Source organism: Pseudomonas sp. 18-147, assembly GCF_051048045.1.
In the GTDB taxonomy this organism is placed as follows: Bacteria; Pseudomonadota; Gammaproteobacteria; order Pseudomonadales; family Pseudomonadaceae; genus Pseudomonas; species Pseudomonas aeruginosa.
Genome location: NZ_CP182296.1, coordinates 5,668,684 through 5,685,032, shown reverse-complemented (window position 1 = coordinate 5,685,032; position 16,349 = coordinate 5,668,684). Strand labels below are relative to the sequence as shown.

Sequence of the window (16,349 nt, the reverse complement as noted above, 5' to 3'; positions counted from 1 at the left end):
GTCAGCGCGGCGGGTATTGCGACATGACTTTCTGCACCGTCTCGCGGATCGCCTGCTCGCGCTCGGCCGGGCTCGGCGGGCTGGTGCGCATGATCTGCTCGCCGCTGCCGCGCCAGACCAGTTTGCCGTCCTTGCCGTCGAACAGGTCGACCTGGAGGGTGGCAACCTTGTAATTCACGGTGCGCGTCTCGGCCATCGCCGGGCCGCCCCAGTATCCTCCCCAGTAGCCGCCCCAGTAACCGCCGCCGTAGTTGGTGGTGATCTGGTCCTGGCGATCGTCGACGATCAGGTAGGCGCGCACCGTGACGTCGCCCCTGGCGTTGCCCTGGGCCGGACGCAGGCCGCGCTGGTCGAGCTGCTGGGCGACGGCTTCGCGGATGCGTTGCTCGGTGAGGTCGCTCTTGATGCGTGGGTCGTCGGGGCGGTATTCGAAGGCGGGTTGCGACCAGCTCCAGCTACGGTAGGCGGCGAAGTCGCGGGAGCTGTCGAAGTCGCGGTCGAGCTGGGTGGTTTCGCAGGCTGCGAGGCTGAGGAGCAGGCCGAGCAGCAGGATTCGGCGGATCATGGTTTTTCTCCAGTCAGAGTTCACATCCAAGCTCAGCGCCGGATGAAAGGCAAGAGGAAACGCGGGTTTGAAGCGTCTCCACAAGTAACGTTGGCGAGCACCCGCCCTATAGGGCGCGACGGGAGAATGAAATGAATCGAAGTATTGCGATCCTGCTGCTGGGCCTGTCGCTGACCGGCTGCGTCGAGGCACGCTCGGTGGTACCGGCGGATGGCCCGGGCCCGCTGCTGGTGGCCCATCGCGCCGGCACCGCGGACTACCCGGAGAACACCCTGCTGGCGATCCGCAAGGCGCTGGACAACGGCGCCGACGCGCTATGGTTGTCGGTGCAGTTGAGCGCCGATGGCCACCCGGTGCTCTATCGCCCCGCTGGCCTGGCGGTCCTGACCCAGGGCGCCGGCGCGGTCGGCCAGTCGAGCCTGGCCGAGCTGGCGCGCTTGAACGCCGGCTATATGTTCAAGGCCGAGGACGGCAGCTATCCCTACCGCCAGAAGCCGCTGCGGATTCCTACGCTGCGCCAGGCGCTGCGGGCGATCCCGCCGCAGGTGCCGGTGTTCCTCGACATGAAGTCGCTGCCGGTGGAGCCGCTGGTCGATGCCGTGGCCGGCGAGCTGGAGCGGCAGAAGGCCTGGTCGCGGGTGCGTTTCTATTCCACCGAGAAGGCCGCCAACGACTACCTGACGCAGCGCTACGCGGACCGCGCGCGACAGTTCGAAAGCCGCGATGCGACGCGCAACCGCCTGGTCGGCCTGGCCTTCGGCGAGCGCTGCGAGGCACCGCCGGCCGGCGGCACCTGGATGGGCATCGAGCTGCGCCGCGAACTGACGGTGACCGAGCGCTTCACCCTTGGCGAGTCTTCCTACAAGGTGCCGGCGGCGCAGTTGTGGACGCGCAAAGCGATGGACTGCGTGCGCCGCGAGCCGGTGAAGGTGGTGATGTTCGGCATCGAGACCGCCGAGGACTACCGCACCGCGCGCGCCCTGGGCGCCGACGCGGTGATGAGCAACTCGCCCAGGAAGATGGAGGCGATCCGCCGCCGGGTGCTCGCCGATCAGCCCGGCGGGTAGCTCGACAGCGCCCGTTTCACCGCTTCGCGCAGGGCCTTGGCCTGTTCGCTGGCGGAGTCGCCGGAGTCGAACTCGGCGCTGTTGCCCCACACCGGCTGGCCGCTGCGGGCGTCGTTCAGCTCGACGCGGACCACGGTGACCTGCACGGTGTAGCTGCGGGTCACCGGGTAGCTGGCGCCATAGCCGTACCAGGGATCGCGCCAGCCGCCGTAGTTGCCGTAGTAGCCGCCGTAGTAGTCGGTGACCTGGCGGGTGCGCAGTTCGTTGCGCAGGAACGCGCTGACCTGCAGGTCGCCCGCGCTGCCCGGCCGCGCCGGGCGCAGGCCGCGCTGGTCGAGCTGCTGGCTGACGGCGTCGCGCAACTGGTTGTCATCCAGGCCCTGGGGAAAGCCGCTGACCCCGGCGGCGGCCCAGCTCCAGCTACGGTAGCGGGCGTAGTCGCGCGGCGCCGCCGGATAGGCGCCGGGATCGAGGCCGGGATTGGCCGCGGTGGCCGGCTGCGGCGGGTAGGGCAGAGAGCTGGCGCGGTAGGGATTGTCGCCCTGGCAGGCACCGAGGGCGGCCAGGCTGGCGAGTAACGGCAGGATCAACAGTCGCGATTGCATGCTCGACGCTCCGTGGCCGCGCTACGTCGGCGGCCCTTGCAGGCTCAGACTGCATTCTGCGCCTTTCATTGGGGGCGGCACAGCCAGTGCAGGTAGCGGCCAAGCCCGGCAAAGGCCGGGTGGCGGCGGTAGGCCAGTTCCATTTCCACCAGGTCGAGCCGTTCGGCCTTGGCCTGGAACTCGCTCGGCATGTAGTCGTGGAACACCCGCACGCCGCTGCGCGCCTCGATGCGCCAACGCGCTGCCAGCGCCTGTTCCAGCTCGCGCGGGTCGAGCGGGCGCTGCGGGGTCAGGCTCTGCCCCTCGCCAGCGAAGCGTTCCTTGCGCAGCTTGCGGAAGTGGCCCTTGAGCAGGTTGCGGTAGATCAGCGCGTCGCGATTGTAGAAGGCCAGCGACAGCCAGCCGCCGGGTGCGCAGAGTTGGTGCAGCACCGGCAGGATCGCATGGGGTTCGGCCAGCCACTCGAGCACGGCGTGGCAGAGCACCAGGTCGTAGGGCTCGGTGAGCTGGCCGAGCAGTTCCTGCCAGGGCGCCTGGATGAATTCGGCGGCCTGCCCGGCTTCGGCGAAGCGCTGGCGGGCGCCGTCGAGCATGGGTTGCGCTGGCTCGGCGAGGGTTACGCGGTGGCCGCGAGCGGCCAGCCAGAGCGACATGTGGCCGAGCCCGGCGCCGATGTCGAGGACCCGCAGAGGTCGCTCCGGGAGGGCCTCGGCGAGGTCGGCCTGGAGTACCGCGAGGCGGATCGCACCCTTGGCGCCGCCATAGATCTTTTCGGCGAAGCGCGTCGCCAGTTCGTCGAAATGGCGGTCGCTCATGGCAGGAAGCGCCGTTCGCAGTCGGCCAGCTTGGCGCGCACCACCTGTTCCAGGTCGAGGCCGGTTTCCCCGCAGAACAGCAGCAGATAAAGGACGATGTCGCCAACTTCCTGGCCAGCGTGTTCGAGCTGCTCGGCCGACAGCGTGCGCGACTGGTCTTCCGTCAGCCACTGGAAGATCTCCACCAGTTCGGCCATCTCGACGCTGGCGGCCATGGCCAGGTTCTTCGGGCTGTGGAATTGGCGCCAGTCGTTGCGGTCGCGGATGGCGTGCAGGCGCGCGGTGAGTTCGTGCAGGTCCATGGGGGATTCTTCGCGGTGGCGGTAAGCAGGCGCATAGCTTCGGGCTTTGCGCCCGAAGCTTCAAGGCATGGCGGACCGGCGTCAGCCCTGTAGCCGGCTCCAATGCCCGGCCATGTGCGGCAGGTCGTCCTTGCCGCGCAGGCTGAACTGGCCGTCCGCCGCCGCCGCGCTGGCCAGGAGGGTGAGGCTGGCCGGCAGCAGCACTGGCTTCTGGAAGCGCACCTCGACCCGATAGCCCGAGGCTGGCAGTCGCTCGCCGAGGGCGGCCAGGCTGCGAGCCTTGTTCCACAGGCCGTGGGCGATGGCGCGGGGAAAGCCGAACAGCTTGGCGCTGGGCGCCGACAGGTGGATCGGGTTGTAGTCGCCGGCGGCACGGGCATAGCGCCGGCCGATGTCGGCGGGCGCCTTCCAGTTGTCGACCGGCTCCAGCGGCAGCGGCTCCTGCTCGGCTTTCGGCGGAATTTCGCCGGGCACCTTGACGCCGCGGCAGAGCACCTTGCTGTCGCCGACCCAGAGCAGGCCAAGCTGGTCTTCCAGGCGGGTGACGATGCTGAAGGTGGCGCCCTTGTCGTGCGGTTGCAGGTTTTCCACCGCGACGCTCACGGTGAACGGGCCGAGGCCGCCGAGCGCGCGCAGCACGTCGATGCGGTTCTCCAGGTGGACCAGGCCGAGCAGCGGGAAGGGGAAGCGCTTGTCGGTGAGCAGCGCCATCTGCAGCGGGAAGGCGAGGATGTGCGGGTAGGTCGGCGGCAGCAGGCCGTCGTCGCGGAAGCCGCAGACCTGGCGGTAGCGCTCGAGGTGCTTCGGGTCCACCGTGACCTGGCTGCGCAGGCCGCGCTCGGGCAGGGCCTTGCCGCGGATGCCGCGGCGCAGTGCGGCGCGCAGGAACAGGCCGGGCAGGGCGGGTGGGGCGGGCAGGTCGAGCCAGGCGGTGGGCATTGGACATCTCCTCGAAATAGGTGGCTGTCAGCTTAGTCGAGCACCCGCAGCAGGCATTGGCCGCCTGGCCGACGCCGCTGGCAGGGCGGTCAATCGGCTCCGGGATGCGTCTGCATCGAGATTTTCGACCACGCCGGCGGCTAGTCGATCTGAGGGTTTTTCCGTCATGCGGGATGGGTTATTTCTATGGCCTCTCCTTGAGAGGGGATGGCAAAGCTGCCTAAGATGGGCCCGCCCCATGGATAACTAGAAAAAACACCATGCGTGATCTGACCGACGATGTAGCGCTGATGCGCCCGGTGATCGACGCCCTGCGCGCCAGCGGCTGCGATCCGGACCGGGTCCTGGTCCGTGTCGGGCTGCCGCCGGGTGGCCTGCCGGCCGGCCGTTTCCCCCATTCCGCACAGAACCTGTTCTGGAAGGCCGCCGCCGACGAGTGCGGCGAAGAGCATGTCGGCCTGCACCTGGCCGAGCACCTGCCGGCGTTCCACGGCCTGCTCCTGGAATACCTGTTCCTCTCCAGCGATACCTTCGGCGCCGGCCTGCGCCATTCCCTGCGCTACGTACGCCTGCTGTCCGACACCCTGCAGGCGCAACTGGAGGTGGAGGGCGAGCGCGCGGTGCTGTCGCTGGGCGAATCGCCGGCGATCAACCGCCACTTCCCGGAAATGCTCGCCGGCGCGGTGATCCGCCTGTTCGGCGCGCTCACCGAGGGCGAGTTCAAGCCGCTGGAAGTGCAACTGATGAACGAAACCGGCGCGCCGATGGAGCGCTACCGTGCGGTCTACGGCTGCCCGACGATCCTCGGCATGCCGCGCTACGCGCTGGTATTCGATGCCGCGGTGCTGGACAAACCCTCGCGCCACGCCGCCCCGGAACTGCTGCGCATGCACGAGTCGCTGGCGCGCCGGCAACTGGCCGAGGTGGAGCGCCTGGACCTGGTGCGCCAGGTCCGCGAACTGATCGGCGAGTTGCTGGTGGACGGAGGCGCCACCCTGGAGCAGGTCGCCGCGCGCCTCGGCATGCCGGCCCGACGTCTGCGCGAACGCCTGGCGATGGCCGGGGTGCGCTTCAACGACCTGGTCACCGACTACCGCTGCCGACTGGCCAAGGAACTGCTGCTGAAGACCGACGAGCGCATCGAAGTGATCGTCGAACGCACCGGGTTTTCCGAGCCGAGCACCTTCTATCGCGCGTTCAAGCGCTGGGTCGGCGAGACGCCGGTGGAGTTCCGCCGGCGCGGGCAGCAGGGGCGCGGGTAGGGCCTGTCCGAAGGGGCTACCGGTGTTTTCCTGGTGCAGGACGCCTGCCCGTCGCCGGGGAGTTAGGGGCCGCCTCAGGCCCCCAGCAGGCTCTGCCCGCACACCCTCAGCACCTGGCCGCTGACCGCGCCGGACGACGGCTGGGCGAACCAGGCCACCGTTTCGGCGACGTCCTGCGGCAGGCCGCCCTGGCTCATGGAGTTCATCCGCCGGCCGGCCTCGCGGATGGTCAGCGGAATGGCGGCGGTCATCTGCGTCTCGATGAAGCCCGGCGCCACCGCGTTGATGGTGATGCCGCGCTTGCCCAGCGCCGGCGCCCAGGCCTGGGCCAGGCCGATCAGGCCGGCCTTGCTCACCGCGTAGTTGCTCTGCCCGAGGTTGCCGGCGATGCCGCTGATCGACGCCAGCAACACCACCCGGCCGTTGTCATGCAGCTTGCCGCCGTCGAGCAGGGCCTGGGTCAGCACCTGCGGGGCATTGAGGTTGACGTTGATCACCGAGTTCCAGAAGTCGCTGCTCATCTTCGCCAGGGTCTTGTCGCGAGTGATCCCGGCGTTGTGCACGACGATATCGACGCCCTCAGGCAGCGCGTCCACCAGTTGCTGCCCGGCGTCCGCGGCGCAGATGTCGAGAGCCACGGCACGGCCGCCGAGGCGCGCGGCGAGGCCTTCGAGGGCCTCCCTGGCCGGCGGCACGTCGAGCAGCACCACTTCCGCGCCGTCGCGCGCCAGGGTTTCCGCGATGGCCGCGCCAATGCCGCGGGCGGCGCCGGTGACCAGCGCGCGCTGGCCGGCCAGCGGCTTGCTCCAGTCGTGGACCTGGGCGCTGTTGGCGGCAAGACGGATCACCTGGCCGGAGACGTAGGCGCTCTTCGGCGAGAGGAAGAAGCGCAGTGCGCCTTCCAGTTGGTCCTCGGCGCCCTTGCCGACGTACAGCAACTGCACGTTGCCGCCGCGACGGATTTCCTTGCCCAGGGAGCGGGTGAAACCTTCCAGGCTGCGTTGCACGCTGGCGGCGACCGGGTCCTTGAGAGACTCGGGGGGGCGTCCGAGGACCACCACCTTCGGGCATGTGTCGAGGCCCTTGAGCACCGGCTGGAAGAAGTCGCGCAGCGCCACCAACTGCTCGAAGCGGGTCAGGCCGCTGGCGTCGAACAGCACCGCCTTGGCCCGCGGGCTGTGCTCGGCGGTCCAGCGCGGCAGCTCGAACTGTCCCTCGACGGCGGCGAACACCGCGTCGGTCAGCTTGCCGGCGAAGGGCAGCACGGCCTCGGCCAGCGCGCCGCTCCCGCCGATCACCAGCGGGCCGTCCACCGGCCGTACCCGGCCGGCCTGCCAGCGCTCCAGGCGCAGCGGGGAGGGAAGGCCGACGGCGCCAACCAGGCGGCGGCCGACGGGGGAGTTGGCGAAGGCGATGTAACGATCGGTCATGGAACGGGCTCCCGGTGGAAAGGCTCCAAGGCTGAAGGTGGATTCCGCCGGCCAACGATGCCGAGGGAACGCGGGTAACAGTGTGGACAACTCTACGCAGCCACCTGTTCGCCGCAATTGACCGCGCTGACCGGGATAACGGCAGGGCGGCCAATGCGACGCGACCGGCTAAGGTTAGCCTGTGCGCCACTGACCGCTCAGTTAACGGGTCGAGCCTCGGCTCGGCGTAAACGATTCCAGCAAGGAGTTCTTCCATGACCCAGCTGCGCCGGGTCGCCATTGTCGGCGGCAACCGTATTCCCTTCGCCCGCTCGAACACCGTGTACGCCACGGCGAGCAACCAGGAGATGCTCACTTCCGCCCTGGAAGGCCTGGTGGAGCGCTACAACCTGCACGGAGAGCGCCTTGGCGAGGTGGTGGCCGGCGCCGTGCTGAAGCATTCGCGCGACTTCAACCTGACCCGCGAATGCGTGCTCGGTTCGCGCCTGGCCCCGGAAACCCCGGCCTACGATATCCAGCAGGCCTGCGGTACCGGCCTGGAGGCGGCGATCCTGGTGGCCAACAAGATCGCCCTCGGGCAGATCGACAGCGGCATCGCCGGCGGCGTCGATACCACTTCCGACGCGCCGATCGGGGTCAACGAGGGCCTGCGCAAGATTCTCCTCGAGGCCAACCGCGGCAAGAGCAACCTGGACAAGCTCAAGAGCCTGCTGAAGATCCGCCCGCGCCACGTGGTCCCGGCCATCCCGCGCAACGGCGAGCCGCGCACCGGGCTGTCGATGGGGGAGTCCTGCGAACTGATGGCGCAGACCTGGCAGATTCCCCGCGACGAGCAGGACAGGCTGGCCTTCGAGAGCCACCACAAGCTGGCCGCGGCCTATGAGGAGGGCTGGCAGAACGACCTGATGACGCCGTTCCGCGGCCTGACCCGCGACCAGAACCTGCGCCCGGATATCGACCTGGAGAAGATCGGCACCCTCAAGCCGGTGTTCGAGCGCGGTTCGCGCGGCACCCTCACGGCGGCCAACTCGACGCCGCTGACCGACGGCGCCTCGGTGGTACTGCTGGCCAGCGAGGAGTGGGCGAAGGCGCGCGGCCTGCCGATCCTGGCCTATTTCAAGGACGGCGAGGCGGCGGCGGTGAACTTCGTCGATCGCCAGGAGGGCCTGCTGATGGCGCCGGTCTACGCGGTGCCGCGGCTGCTGGCACGCAACGGCCTGAGCCTGCAGGACTTCGACTACTACGAGATCCACGAGGCCTTCGCCGCCCAGGTGCTCTGCACCCTGAAGGCCTGGGAAGACCCCGAGTACTGCAAGACCCGCCTCGGCCTCGACCAGCCGCTGGGCTCCATCGACCGCAGCAAGCTCAACGTCAAGGGCAGCTCGCTGGCCGCCGGCCACCCGTTCGCCGCCACGGGAGGACGGATCGTCGCCAACCTGGCCAAGCTGCTCTCGCTGGCGGAGCAGGGACGCGGGCTGATTTCCATCTGCGCCGCCGGTGGGCAGGGTGTGACCGCGATCATCGAGCGGTAATCCAATAGGGCGAGCGGCCTTGTCGCTCGACGATGTAAGCAACTCCGTGACTTGGGCGGTGCCGTGCGAACGGGACCGCTTTTTTTTTTGCTGGCGCCCTACGGTTCGGGTTCGTCGGCGGCGTTGGAGACAGCGAATTCGACGCTTGTACGGAGAATCCCCTCTCTCTTCAGGGAGAGAGTTGGGGTGAGGGCGGCTCCGCTATCGGCCGGGAGTGCCGCTGCGGCGGATAACGCCGTTGGCGTTATGCGCCCTACCGTTCGGGTTCGTGGCGGCGATGAAGTACGGATCCCGACGCCTGCCGGATAACCCCGGCGTAGGGCTCACGCCGCACATCCGCCATTGCCGTCCTGCCCCCGCAGGCTTGCCGGCTGGCGGTCGGCGAAGGGGGTGGAGAGGATCATCGAGGTCTTGCTGATGCCGAACTTCATCAGCCGGTCGATCAGGTCCTGCAGCTCCGGCATCGAAGCCACGGCGGCCTTCATCAGCACGCAGGCGTCGCCGGTGATCCGGTGGCAGAGGGTCAGTTGGGGGATCCGGGCCAGTTCGTCGAGCACCGACTGGCAATCCTTCTCGGTGATCCGCAGTTCGATCACGCACTCGATGGGCAGGCCGAGCTTGGCCAGGTTCACCGAGGCGTGGTAGCCGGTGATCACCCCTTCGGCCTCCAGCTTGGCCACCCGGTCGGCCACCGCCGGGGGCGACAGGTTGATGCGCCGGGCCAGTTCGGCGAAGGTCAGGCGGCCGTTGTCGATCAGGGCGGCGAGGAGCGCACGGTCGTATTTGTCCATGATGGGTCCCGGTTGTCGAATCGACGGAAAGCATGGCCGATTTCCATGGAAAGAAAAGTGTTACGTCCCGATAACCAGCGGCTGTGCCTTAACCGGCGGGTGGCGACCTCATAAAATGAAGTCTTTCTCCCGCCTGCCCTGTCGAGTGCTTTCCATGCCTGCCCGTCGCCTTCCGCTGTTGCTTTTCGGTGCGTTCTTCGCCCTGTACTTCATCTGGGGCTCCACTTACCTGGCGATCCGCTTCGGCGTCGAGTCCTGGCCACCGATGCTGATGGCCGGGGTGCGCTTCGTCATCGCCGGCGGCCTGATGTTCGCCTGGTTGCGCTGGCGCGGCGCGCCGTTGCCGACCTGGCGCGAGTGGCGCGGCGCGGGGATCGTCGGAATCCTCCTGCTCAGTTGCGGCAACGGCGGGGTGACGGTGGCCGAGCACTGGGGCGTGTCTTCCGGGGTGGCGGCCCTCGCGGTGGCTACGGTGCCGCTGTTCACCCTGCTGTTCAGCCAGTTGTTCGGCCAGCGCAACACCACCCTGGAATGGGGCGGCATCGTGCTCGGGCTGTTCGGCATCGTCCTGCTCAACCTCGGTTCGAACCTCCAGGCCAGCCCTGCCGGCGCCGGCCTGATCCTGTTCGCCGCCGCGTCCTGGGCCTTCGGCTCGGTGTGGAGCCGGCGCCTGTCGCTGCCGGCCGGACCGATGGCCAGCGCCGCGGAAATGCTGGTCGGCGGCGCGGTGCTGCTGGTCGGCAGCCTGGCCAGCGGCGAGCGCCTGGAGCATTGGCCGAGCACCAGCGGCTGGCTGGCGCTGGTGTACCTGATCCTGTTCGGCTCGATCATCGCCTTCAGCGCCTACCAGTACCTGCTGCGCAACGTACGGCCGGCGGCGGCCACCAGCTATGCCTACGTCAATCCGGCGGTGGCGGTGTTGCTCGGCACCCTGTTCGCCGGCGAGCGGATCGGCGGTATCGAGGGGCTGGCGATGCTGGTGATCATCAGCGCCGTGGTGCTCATCGGCCTGCCCCAGTGGCGCGCCAGCCGCGCCGCCGCCTGAATGCCTTAAGCGATCCCTAAGGCGGGCTGCGCCATGCTGCGGCGCAGCGCCCGGATGGGCCGGGCTGACGGGGGTACGAAGATGAAAGCGCTGGTCATCGGTGTGGTCCTGGTATTCCTTGGCGGTTGCGCCAGTCACGTGAGCCCCGGCGGCAAGGCCATCGAGTCGCCAATCAAGGAGTATTTCGGCCAGGACCCCATCGAGCGCCGGGCCTTCGGCGAGAGCGAGAACGGCGCCGAGGCCGAGGATTCGCCACTGCGTTTCCGCCTGACGCCCTGAACGGTCGCCCCGGGCGCCTGACCGGACGTGCAGAAGTCGTCTCCAGCGTCTTCAATACGGAATGACGGTCGCCGCCAGGCGGCCCCGTAGCGAAGGCCGGAGGGGCGATGGAGAGCATGCTGGACAGGCCCGAGCAGGAACTCGTGCTGGTGGTGGACGACACTCCGGACAACCTGCTGCTGATGCGCGAGCTGCTCGAGGAGCAGTACCGCGTGCGCACCGCCGGCAGCGGCCCGGCCGGGCTGCGGGCAGCCGTCGAAGAGCCGCGCCCGGACCTGATCCTGCTCGATGTGAACATGCCGGGCATGGACGGCTACGAGGTCTGCCGACGGCTCAAGGCCGATCCGCTGACCCGCGACATCCCGTTGATGTTCCTCACTGCCCGCGCCGATCGCGACGACGAGCAACAGGGCCTGGCCCTGGGCGCGGTGGATTACCTGGGCAAGCCGGTGAGCCCGCCGATCGTCCTGGCGCGGGTGCGTACCCATCTGCAATTGAAGGCCAATGCCGATTTCCTGCGCGACAAGAGCGAATACCTGGAACTCGAAGTGCGCCGTCGCACGCGCCAACTGCAACAGTTGCAGGACGCCGTCATCGAAGCCCTGGCGACCCTTGGCGATCTTCGCGACAACCCGCGCAGCCGCCATCTTCCGCGTATCGAGCGCTATGTCAGGCTGCTCGCCGAGCACCTGGCGGCGCAGCGGGCGTTCGCCGACGAGCTGACTCCGGAGGCTGTCGACCTGCTGAGCAAGTCGGCGCTGTTGCATGACATCGGCAAGGTCGCGGTGCCCGACCGGGTCCTGCTCAACCCCGGGCAACTGGACGCCGCCGACACCGCCCTGCTACAGGGCCATACCCGCGCCGGGCGCGACGCCCTGGCCAGCGCCGAGCGGCGGCTCGGCCAGCCTTCCGGATTCCTCCGCTTCGCCCGGCAGATCGCCTACAGTCATCACGAACGCTGGGATGGCCGGGGCTTTCCGGAAGGCCTTGCGGGCGAGCGGATTCCCCTGGCGGCGCGGATCGTCGCCCTGGCCGACCGCTACGATGAACTGACCAGCCGGCACGCCTACCGGCCGCCGCTGGCGCATGCCGAGGCGGTGCTGCTGATCCAGGCCGGCGCCGGCAGTGAATTCGACCCACGGCTGGTGGAGGCCTTCGTCGCCGTGGCCGACGCTTTCGCCGAGGTTGCCCGGTGCTACGCCGACAGCGCCGAGGCGCTGGACGTGGAGATGCAGCGGCTGGAACAGGCGGTGGCGGAAAGCATCGAACTCACCGCGCCACCGGCCTAGTACGCCGATCGGTGCGCAGTCCGGCGGAAAGCCGGCGCGTCCGGCTGTGCTCGGCACGGCGTTTGCCGTATAACGTCAGACCCTTTGCCTTACACATTGGCCCCGAGGAACCGCGTAGCACCGATGAAGACACCCAGACGCCTGGAACCGTTGATCGAAGACGGTCTGATCGACGAGGTCGTGCGCCCGCTGATGAGCGGCAAGGAAGCCTCGGTCTATGTGGTACGTTGCGGCGACAGCCTGCGTTGCGCCAAGGTCTACAAGGAAGCCAACAAGCGCAGCTTCCGCCAGGCCGCCGAGTACCAGGAGGGCCGCAAGGTCCGCAACAGCCGCCAGGCGCGGGCCATGGCCAAGGGCTCGAAGTATGGCCGCCGCGAACAGGAGGAAGCCTGGCAGAATGCCGAAGTGGCGGCCCTGTTCCGTCTCGCCGGGGCCGGTGTGCGGGTGCCGAAGCCCTATGATTTCCTCGATGGCGTGTTGCTGATGGAACTGGTGGCGGACGCCGACGGCGATGCTGCGCCGCGTCTCAACGACGTGACGCTGGAGCCCGACGAGGCACGGCGCCACCACGCTTTCCTGATCCGCCAGATCGTCGCCATGCTCTGCGCCGGCCTGGTGCACGGCGACCTCTCCGAGTTCAACGTCCTGCTCGGTCCGGATGGCCCGGTGATCATCGACTTGCCGCAGGCGGTCGACGCGGCCGGCAACAACCATGCGTTCAGCATGCTCGAACGCGACGTCGGCAACATGGCCGCCTACTTCGGCCGCTTCGCCCCGGAACTCAGGCAGACCCGCTATGCCAAGGAAATGTGGGCGCTCTACGAAGCTGGCGAGCTGACAGCGGAAACCCCGCTCAGCGGCACCTTCGTCGAAGCCGAAGAGGCCGCCGACGTGCGCGCGGTGCTCCGCGAGATCGAGGCCGCGCAGCGCGAGGAGGCGCGTCGCCAGGCGCTGCGCCAGGCCGACGACGCGCCGCGTGGCGAGCGCGAGGAACCGCCGCCGCCCTGGTTGCAGTGAGCGGCTGGCGGATGTTTTTTCCCGCCAACTGTATCGCGACCCTTGCGCACGCAACTGCTAGCGTGGCCTGAAGTTTTCCGGAGGCCGCCATGCCTGTTGCACATATCCTGCTCGCCCTGCTGGTGACCCTGATCTGGGGTCTGAACTTCGTCGTGATCAAGGTCGGCCTCGGCGACTTCCCGCCGCTGCTGTTCTGCGCCCTGCGCTTCGCCCTGGCGGCGTTGCCGCTGCTGGTCCTGCGCGGGCCGATGCCGGCGCCGTTCGGACGCATCCTGCTGATCGGCGTGCTCCTCGGGGTGGTCAAGTTCGGCCTGCTGTTCGTCGGCATGGCCCAGGGCATGCCGGCCGGGCTGTCGTCGCTGGTGCTGCAGAGCCAGGTATTCTTCACCATCCTCATCGCCGCCCTGTGGCTGGGCGAGCGGCCGTCGCCGCGCGGGTTGTTCGGCCTCCTGCTGGCGGCGGCGGGGCTGGTCCTGATCGGCCTGGAACGGCCGCTGGGAGACAGCCTGCTGGCCTTCCTGCTGGTGGTCGCCGCAGCGCTGGCCTGGTCCTTCGCCAATATCGCCACCAAGCGTTCCGGGGCCACCGACATGCTGCGCCTGATCTGCTGGGTCAGCCTGGTCCCGCCTTTGCCGCTGCTGGCGCTTTCCTATCTATTCGAAGGTCCGCAAGCCATCGAGCGCGCAGTGCTGAACATGAGCTGGGGCGGCTTCGGCGCGCTGCTCTACATCGCCTTCGGCGCGACCACGGTGGGCTTCGCCATCTGGAGTTTCCTCCTGCGCCACTACCCGGCCAGCCTGGTGACCCCGTTCGCCCTGGCGGTGCCGGTGTCGGGCATGCTCGCCGGCTGGCTGCTGCTCGGCGAACGCCTCGACCTGGACAGCCTGCTGGCCTGTGCGCTGGTGTTCGTCGGGCTGGCCATCACCCTGTTGCCGGCCAGCCTGCTGCGACGCTTCGCCTGGCCGGTGCGGCGGTTGGGATGAAAACGGCGGAAGACATCCTCGCGCTGATCGCCGCCGATTCCTCGCGCCTGCATCTGCTCCGCGTGCTGCGCGAGGTCGGCCCGGAGGGCGCCTGGATCGGCGCCGGCTTCGTGCGCAACGCGGTATGGGACCATCTGCATGGCTACGGCGAAGCCACGCCGCTGGCGGACATCGACGTACTTCATTTCGCCCCGCGGGCCCTCGACCCGCAGGCCGACGCCGACTTCGAGGCCGCGTTGCGCCGTCGCTGCGAGGCACCCTGGTCGGTGAAGAACCAGGCGCGCATGCACCTGCGCAACGGCGACCGGCCCTACCGGGATTGCGCCGATGCGCTGTGCCACTGGGCGGAAACGTGCACGGCGGTGGCGCTGCGGCTCGTCGGCGAACGCCTGGAGCTACTGGCACCGCTGGGCGTCGACGACCTGCTGGCGCTGAAGGTGCGGCCCACCGCGCATTTCGCCGGCAAGCCGGAGGTCTACCGGCGGCGCCTGCGGGAGAAGAACTGGACGGCGCGCTGGCCGCTGCTGGATATCAGTGGCAGCAGCCAGACGCCAGGTCCTTGAGGATCGGGCAGTCGGGGCGGTGGTCGCCCTGGCAGTGCTCGACCAGGTCCTGCAGGGTGTCGCGCAGGGTGCTGAGCTCCTCGATCTTGCGATTCAGCTCGCGCACGTGCTGCGCCGCCAGGGCCTTGACGTCGGCACTGGCACGCTGGCGATCCTGCCAGAGGGTGAGCAGCTTGCCGACTTCGTCGAGGGAGAAACCGAGGTCCCGCGAACGGCGGATGAACGCCAGGGTATGCAGGTCGTTCTCGTTGTAGTGGCGGTAGCCGCTGGCGCTGCGTCCGGCTGGGCGGAGCAGCTCGATGGACTCGTAGTAACGGATCATCTTCGGCGTCAGTCCGCTTTTCTTCGCCGCTTCACCGATGTTCATCCGGGTCTCCTGGGAGGTTGCGAAGCCGCTAGCCTATCCCTTTCCCGGCCAATGCGCAGGCTATCAGATATGTGACCGCCCGCTGTCCGGACCTCTGGCCGGCGGCCGCGTCGCGTCCGGCTGGGTCTTCGGCAGGAACACCTGCACTTCCAGACCTTTGCCCTCCAGTCCCTTGCCCAGGCCGATACTGCCGAAGTGCAGTTCGACGATGCGCTTGACGATCGGCAGGCCCAGGCCGCTGCCCTCGCCGCTGCTGGTGGCGGGGCTGCGGTAGAAGCGGGTGAAGATCGCCTGCTGCTCTTCCAGGGCGACCCCGGGGCCGTTGTCGCGCACCCGCAGCACGGCGTGCTGGGCGCGATTCTCGACGCGGATCTCGACCTGGCCCCCGGCCGGTGTGTAGCGCAGGGCGTTGCCCACCAGGTTGCCGACCATCGCCTTCAGCCACAGGTCGATGCCCATCACGTGCACGGTCTCCTGGCGCAACGACAGCTCGATGTCCTTGTCGATGGCCTGGCGCGCCAGTTCGGAGAGTACGTCTTCGGCCAGGGTGGCGAGGTTGACCGGGTGGAATTGCTCCAGCAGGGCGTCGCCGTCGAGGCGGGCGAGGAGCAGGATCTGCTCCATCAAGGTGCTGATCCGCTCGACGCTGCGACTGACTTGCAGCAGGCCGCGGGCGTGGGCCTTGGGGTCTTCCGAACGCAGCGCGACCTGGGCATGGGTGCGCAGGCTGGCCAGTGGCGTGCGGATTTCATGGGCGGCGTCGCTGGTCAGTCGGCGTTCGGCCTCGAGGGCGGTGCGCAGACGCTCCAGCAGGAGGTTGAGTTCGTCGATGAGGCCGCGGATCTCCAGCGGCACCGCTTCCACGGCGATCGGCTGCAGGTGTCGCGCGGAGCGCTGCTGGACCTCGGCCTGCACTTCGCGTAGCGGCGCCAGGCCGCGGGCAACGCCGAACCAGACCAGGCCGCCGAGCAACGGTAGCGCCAGCAGCAGTGGGAACAGCGAGTAGAACAGCAGCAGGTTCATGGTGTGCTGGCGGTAGATCAGGTTTTCGCTGATCCAGATCTGGAAGCCGTCGATATTCAGCTGGAGCACCCGCCAGTGGGTGCCCTGGGCTTCCACGGTGCTGAAGCCGGGGCCCTGGGCCGTGATCTCCGGCGGCAGGTTGAGGCTCGACAGCAGCGGCTGGCCGTCGCGCCACAGGGCGTAGCCGAGGGCGCTTTCGCGGCGCAGCAGGGGCAGACCCTGGATCGCTTCGCGGCTGCGTTCGATGATCTCGGTGATGGAGCCGTTCTCGCCGGCCTGGTCTTCGGTGGCAAGGTCGAGCAGGCGCAGGGCGGCTTCGCCGAAGTCCACCATGTCGTCGTCGAACAGGCGGTTCACCTGCTTCAGCGAGAGGTGGTAGGTCAGCGCCGCCACGCTCAGCCAGCACAGCACGAAGCCGACCAGCAGGTTGACCAGCAGGCGCCGGCGGACGGAGGGGACGGCGGTACGCGGCATC

At 68.7% G+C, this 16,349-nt stretch carries 18 protein-coding genes; 9 read left to right on the top strand and 9 right to left on the bottom strand.

Annotation, left to right across the window (positions count from 1 at the left end; all coding sequences use genetic code 11):
• Position 1: 1 nt before the first annotated feature.
• A complete protein-coding gene (locus ACM0M4_RS26965) occupies positions 2–565 on the bottom strand; it encodes a DUF4136 domain-containing protein (protein WP_003095282.1) in 564 nt (187 codons plus the stop codon).
• Between the two features lie 131 nt (positions 566–696).
• On the opposite strand from ACM0M4_RS26965, the gene ACM0M4_RS26960 reads away from it, so the two are divergent.
• Entirely contained in the window at positions 697–1,632 is a 936-nt protein-coding gene (locus ACM0M4_RS26960; RefSeq protein ID WP_034041023.1) for a glycerophosphodiester phosphodiesterase family protein, read from the top strand.
• Here the strand turns inward: ACM0M4_RS26960 and ACM0M4_RS26955 are convergent.
• The 4 genes from ACM0M4_RS26955 to ACM0M4_RS26940 all read right to left on the bottom strand — a co-directional run bounded on the left by ACM0M4_RS26955 (position 1,617) and on the right by ACM0M4_RS26940 (position 4,293).
• A complete protein-coding gene (locus ACM0M4_RS26955) occupies positions 1,617–2,237 on the bottom strand; it encodes a DUF4136 domain-containing protein (protein ID WP_003163031.1) in 621 nt (206 codons plus the stop codon). The two genes, ACM0M4_RS26960 and ACM0M4_RS26955, sit on opposite strands and share 16 nt — an antisense overlap.
• A 65-nt stretch (positions 2,238–2,302) precedes the next feature.
• Positions 2,303–3,052, bottom strand: coding sequence for a methyltransferase domain-containing protein (locus ACM0M4_RS26950; protein ID WP_003111303.1), 750 nt, complete (start codon positions 3,050–3,052; stop codon positions 2,303–2,305).
• On the bottom strand, positions 3,049–3,354 hold the full coding sequence (locus tag ACM0M4_RS26945; RefSeq protein ID WP_003102255.1) for a nucleotide pyrophosphohydrolase: 306 nt from the start codon (positions 3,352–3,354) through the stop codon (positions 3,049–3,051). The genes ACM0M4_RS26950 and ACM0M4_RS26945 overlap by 4 nt, the downstream gene beginning before the upstream one ends.
• An 81-nt stretch (positions 3,355–3,435) precedes the next feature.
• Positions 3,436–4,293 carry a MaoC family dehydratase gene (locus ACM0M4_RS26940; protein WP_003095272.1) on the bottom strand — a complete coding sequence of 286 codons (858 nt, stop codon included), beginning with the start codon at positions 4,291–4,293 and terminating at the stop codon, positions 3,436–3,438.
• A gap of 260 nt (positions 4,294–4,553) precedes the next feature.
• Here ACM0M4_RS26940 and ACM0M4_RS26935 point away from each other — a divergent pair, with 260 nt between their 5' ends.
• Positions 4,554–5,555 (top strand): AraC family transcriptional regulator, encoded by a 1,002-nt coding sequence (locus ACM0M4_RS26935; protein ID WP_003095270.1) that lies wholly within the window; start codon positions 4,554–4,556, stop codon positions 5,553–5,555.
• Between the two features lie 74 nt (positions 5,556–5,629).
• Here ACM0M4_RS26935 and ACM0M4_RS26930 read toward each other — a convergent pair whose 3' ends face one another.
• Entirely contained in the window at positions 5,630–6,985 is a 1,356-nt protein-coding gene (locus ACM0M4_RS26930) for a 3-oxoacyl-ACP reductase (RefSeq protein ID WP_003161349.1), read from the bottom strand.
• A 254-nt stretch (positions 6,986–7,239) separates the two neighbouring features.
• Here ACM0M4_RS26930 and ACM0M4_RS26925 point away from each other — a divergent pair, with 254 nt between their 5' ends.
• Positions 7,240–8,517, top strand: a complete 1,278-nt coding sequence (locus tag ACM0M4_RS26925; protein ID WP_003102247.1) for an acetyl-CoA C-acetyltransferase — start codon at positions 7,240–7,242, stop codon at positions 8,515–8,517.
• Between the two features lie 323 nt (positions 8,518–8,840).
• Here ACM0M4_RS26925 and ACM0M4_RS26920 read toward each other — a convergent pair whose 3' ends face one another.
• Positions 8,841–9,308, bottom strand: a complete 468-nt coding sequence (locus ACM0M4_RS26920; protein WP_003095262.1) for an Lrp/AsnC family transcriptional regulator — start codon at positions 9,306–9,308, stop codon at positions 8,841–8,843.
• 154 nt (positions 9,309–9,462) lie between these two features.
• Between ACM0M4_RS26920 and yedA the strand changes: the two genes are divergently transcribed.
• The 6 genes from yedA (at position 9,463) to ACM0M4_RS26890 (ending at position 14,484) form a co-directional block, all read left to right on the top strand.
• Positions 9,463–10,353 carry a drug/metabolite exporter YedA gene (gene yedA / locus ACM0M4_RS26915; RefSeq protein ID WP_003121087.1) on the top strand — a complete coding sequence of 297 codons (891 nt, stop codon included), beginning with the start codon at positions 9,463–9,465 and terminating at the stop codon, positions 10,351–10,353.
• Between the two features lie 33 nt (positions 10,354–10,386).
• Positions 10,387–10,632 carry a hypothetical protein gene (locus tag ACM0M4_RS26910; RefSeq protein WP_003102243.1) on the top strand — a complete coding sequence of 82 codons (246 nt, stop codon included), beginning with the start codon at positions 10,387–10,389 and terminating at the stop codon, positions 10,630–10,632.
• 107 nt (positions 10,633–10,739) lie between these two features.
• Positions 10,740–11,921: a cyclic di-GMP phosphodiesterase gene (locus ACM0M4_RS26905; RefSeq protein WP_023116779.1), complete on the top strand. Its 1,182-nt coding sequence runs from the start codon at positions 10,740–10,742 to the stop codon at positions 11,919–11,921.
• Between the two features lie 123 nt (positions 11,922–12,044).
• Positions 12,045–12,938 (top strand): PA4780 family RIO1-like protein kinase, encoded by an 894-nt coding sequence (locus ACM0M4_RS26900; protein ID WP_003095255.1) that lies wholly within the window; start codon positions 12,045–12,047, stop codon positions 12,936–12,938.
• An 89-nt stretch (positions 12,939–13,027) separates the two neighbouring features.
• Positions 13,028–13,921 carry an EamA family transporter gene (locus ACM0M4_RS26895; RefSeq protein WP_003161352.1) on the top strand — a complete coding sequence of 298 codons (894 nt, stop codon included), beginning with the start codon at positions 13,028–13,030 and terminating at the stop codon, positions 13,919–13,921.
• A complete protein-coding gene (locus ACM0M4_RS26890; RefSeq protein ID WP_003102238.1) occupies positions 13,918–14,484 on the top strand; it encodes a nucleotidyltransferase family protein in 567 nt (188 codons plus the stop codon). Before ACM0M4_RS26895 ends, ACM0M4_RS26890 begins: the two co-directional genes overlap by 4 nt.
• Here ACM0M4_RS26890 and cueR read toward each other — a convergent pair.
• Positions 14,453–14,851, bottom strand: a complete 399-nt coding sequence (gene cueR, locus ACM0M4_RS26885; protein ID WP_003095248.1) for a Cu(I)-responsive transcriptional regulator — start codon at positions 14,849–14,851, stop codon at positions 14,453–14,455. The genes ACM0M4_RS26890 and cueR overlap by 32 nt on opposite strands.
• A 63-nt stretch (positions 14,852–14,914) precedes the next feature.
• Complete coding sequence (gene pmrB, locus ACM0M4_RS26880) at positions 14,915–16,348, bottom strand: two-component system sensor histidine kinase PmrB (protein ID WP_023129133.1); 1,434 nt, start codon at positions 16,346–16,348, stop codon at positions 14,915–14,917.
• Between the last annotated feature and the right edge of the window lies 1 nt (position 16,349).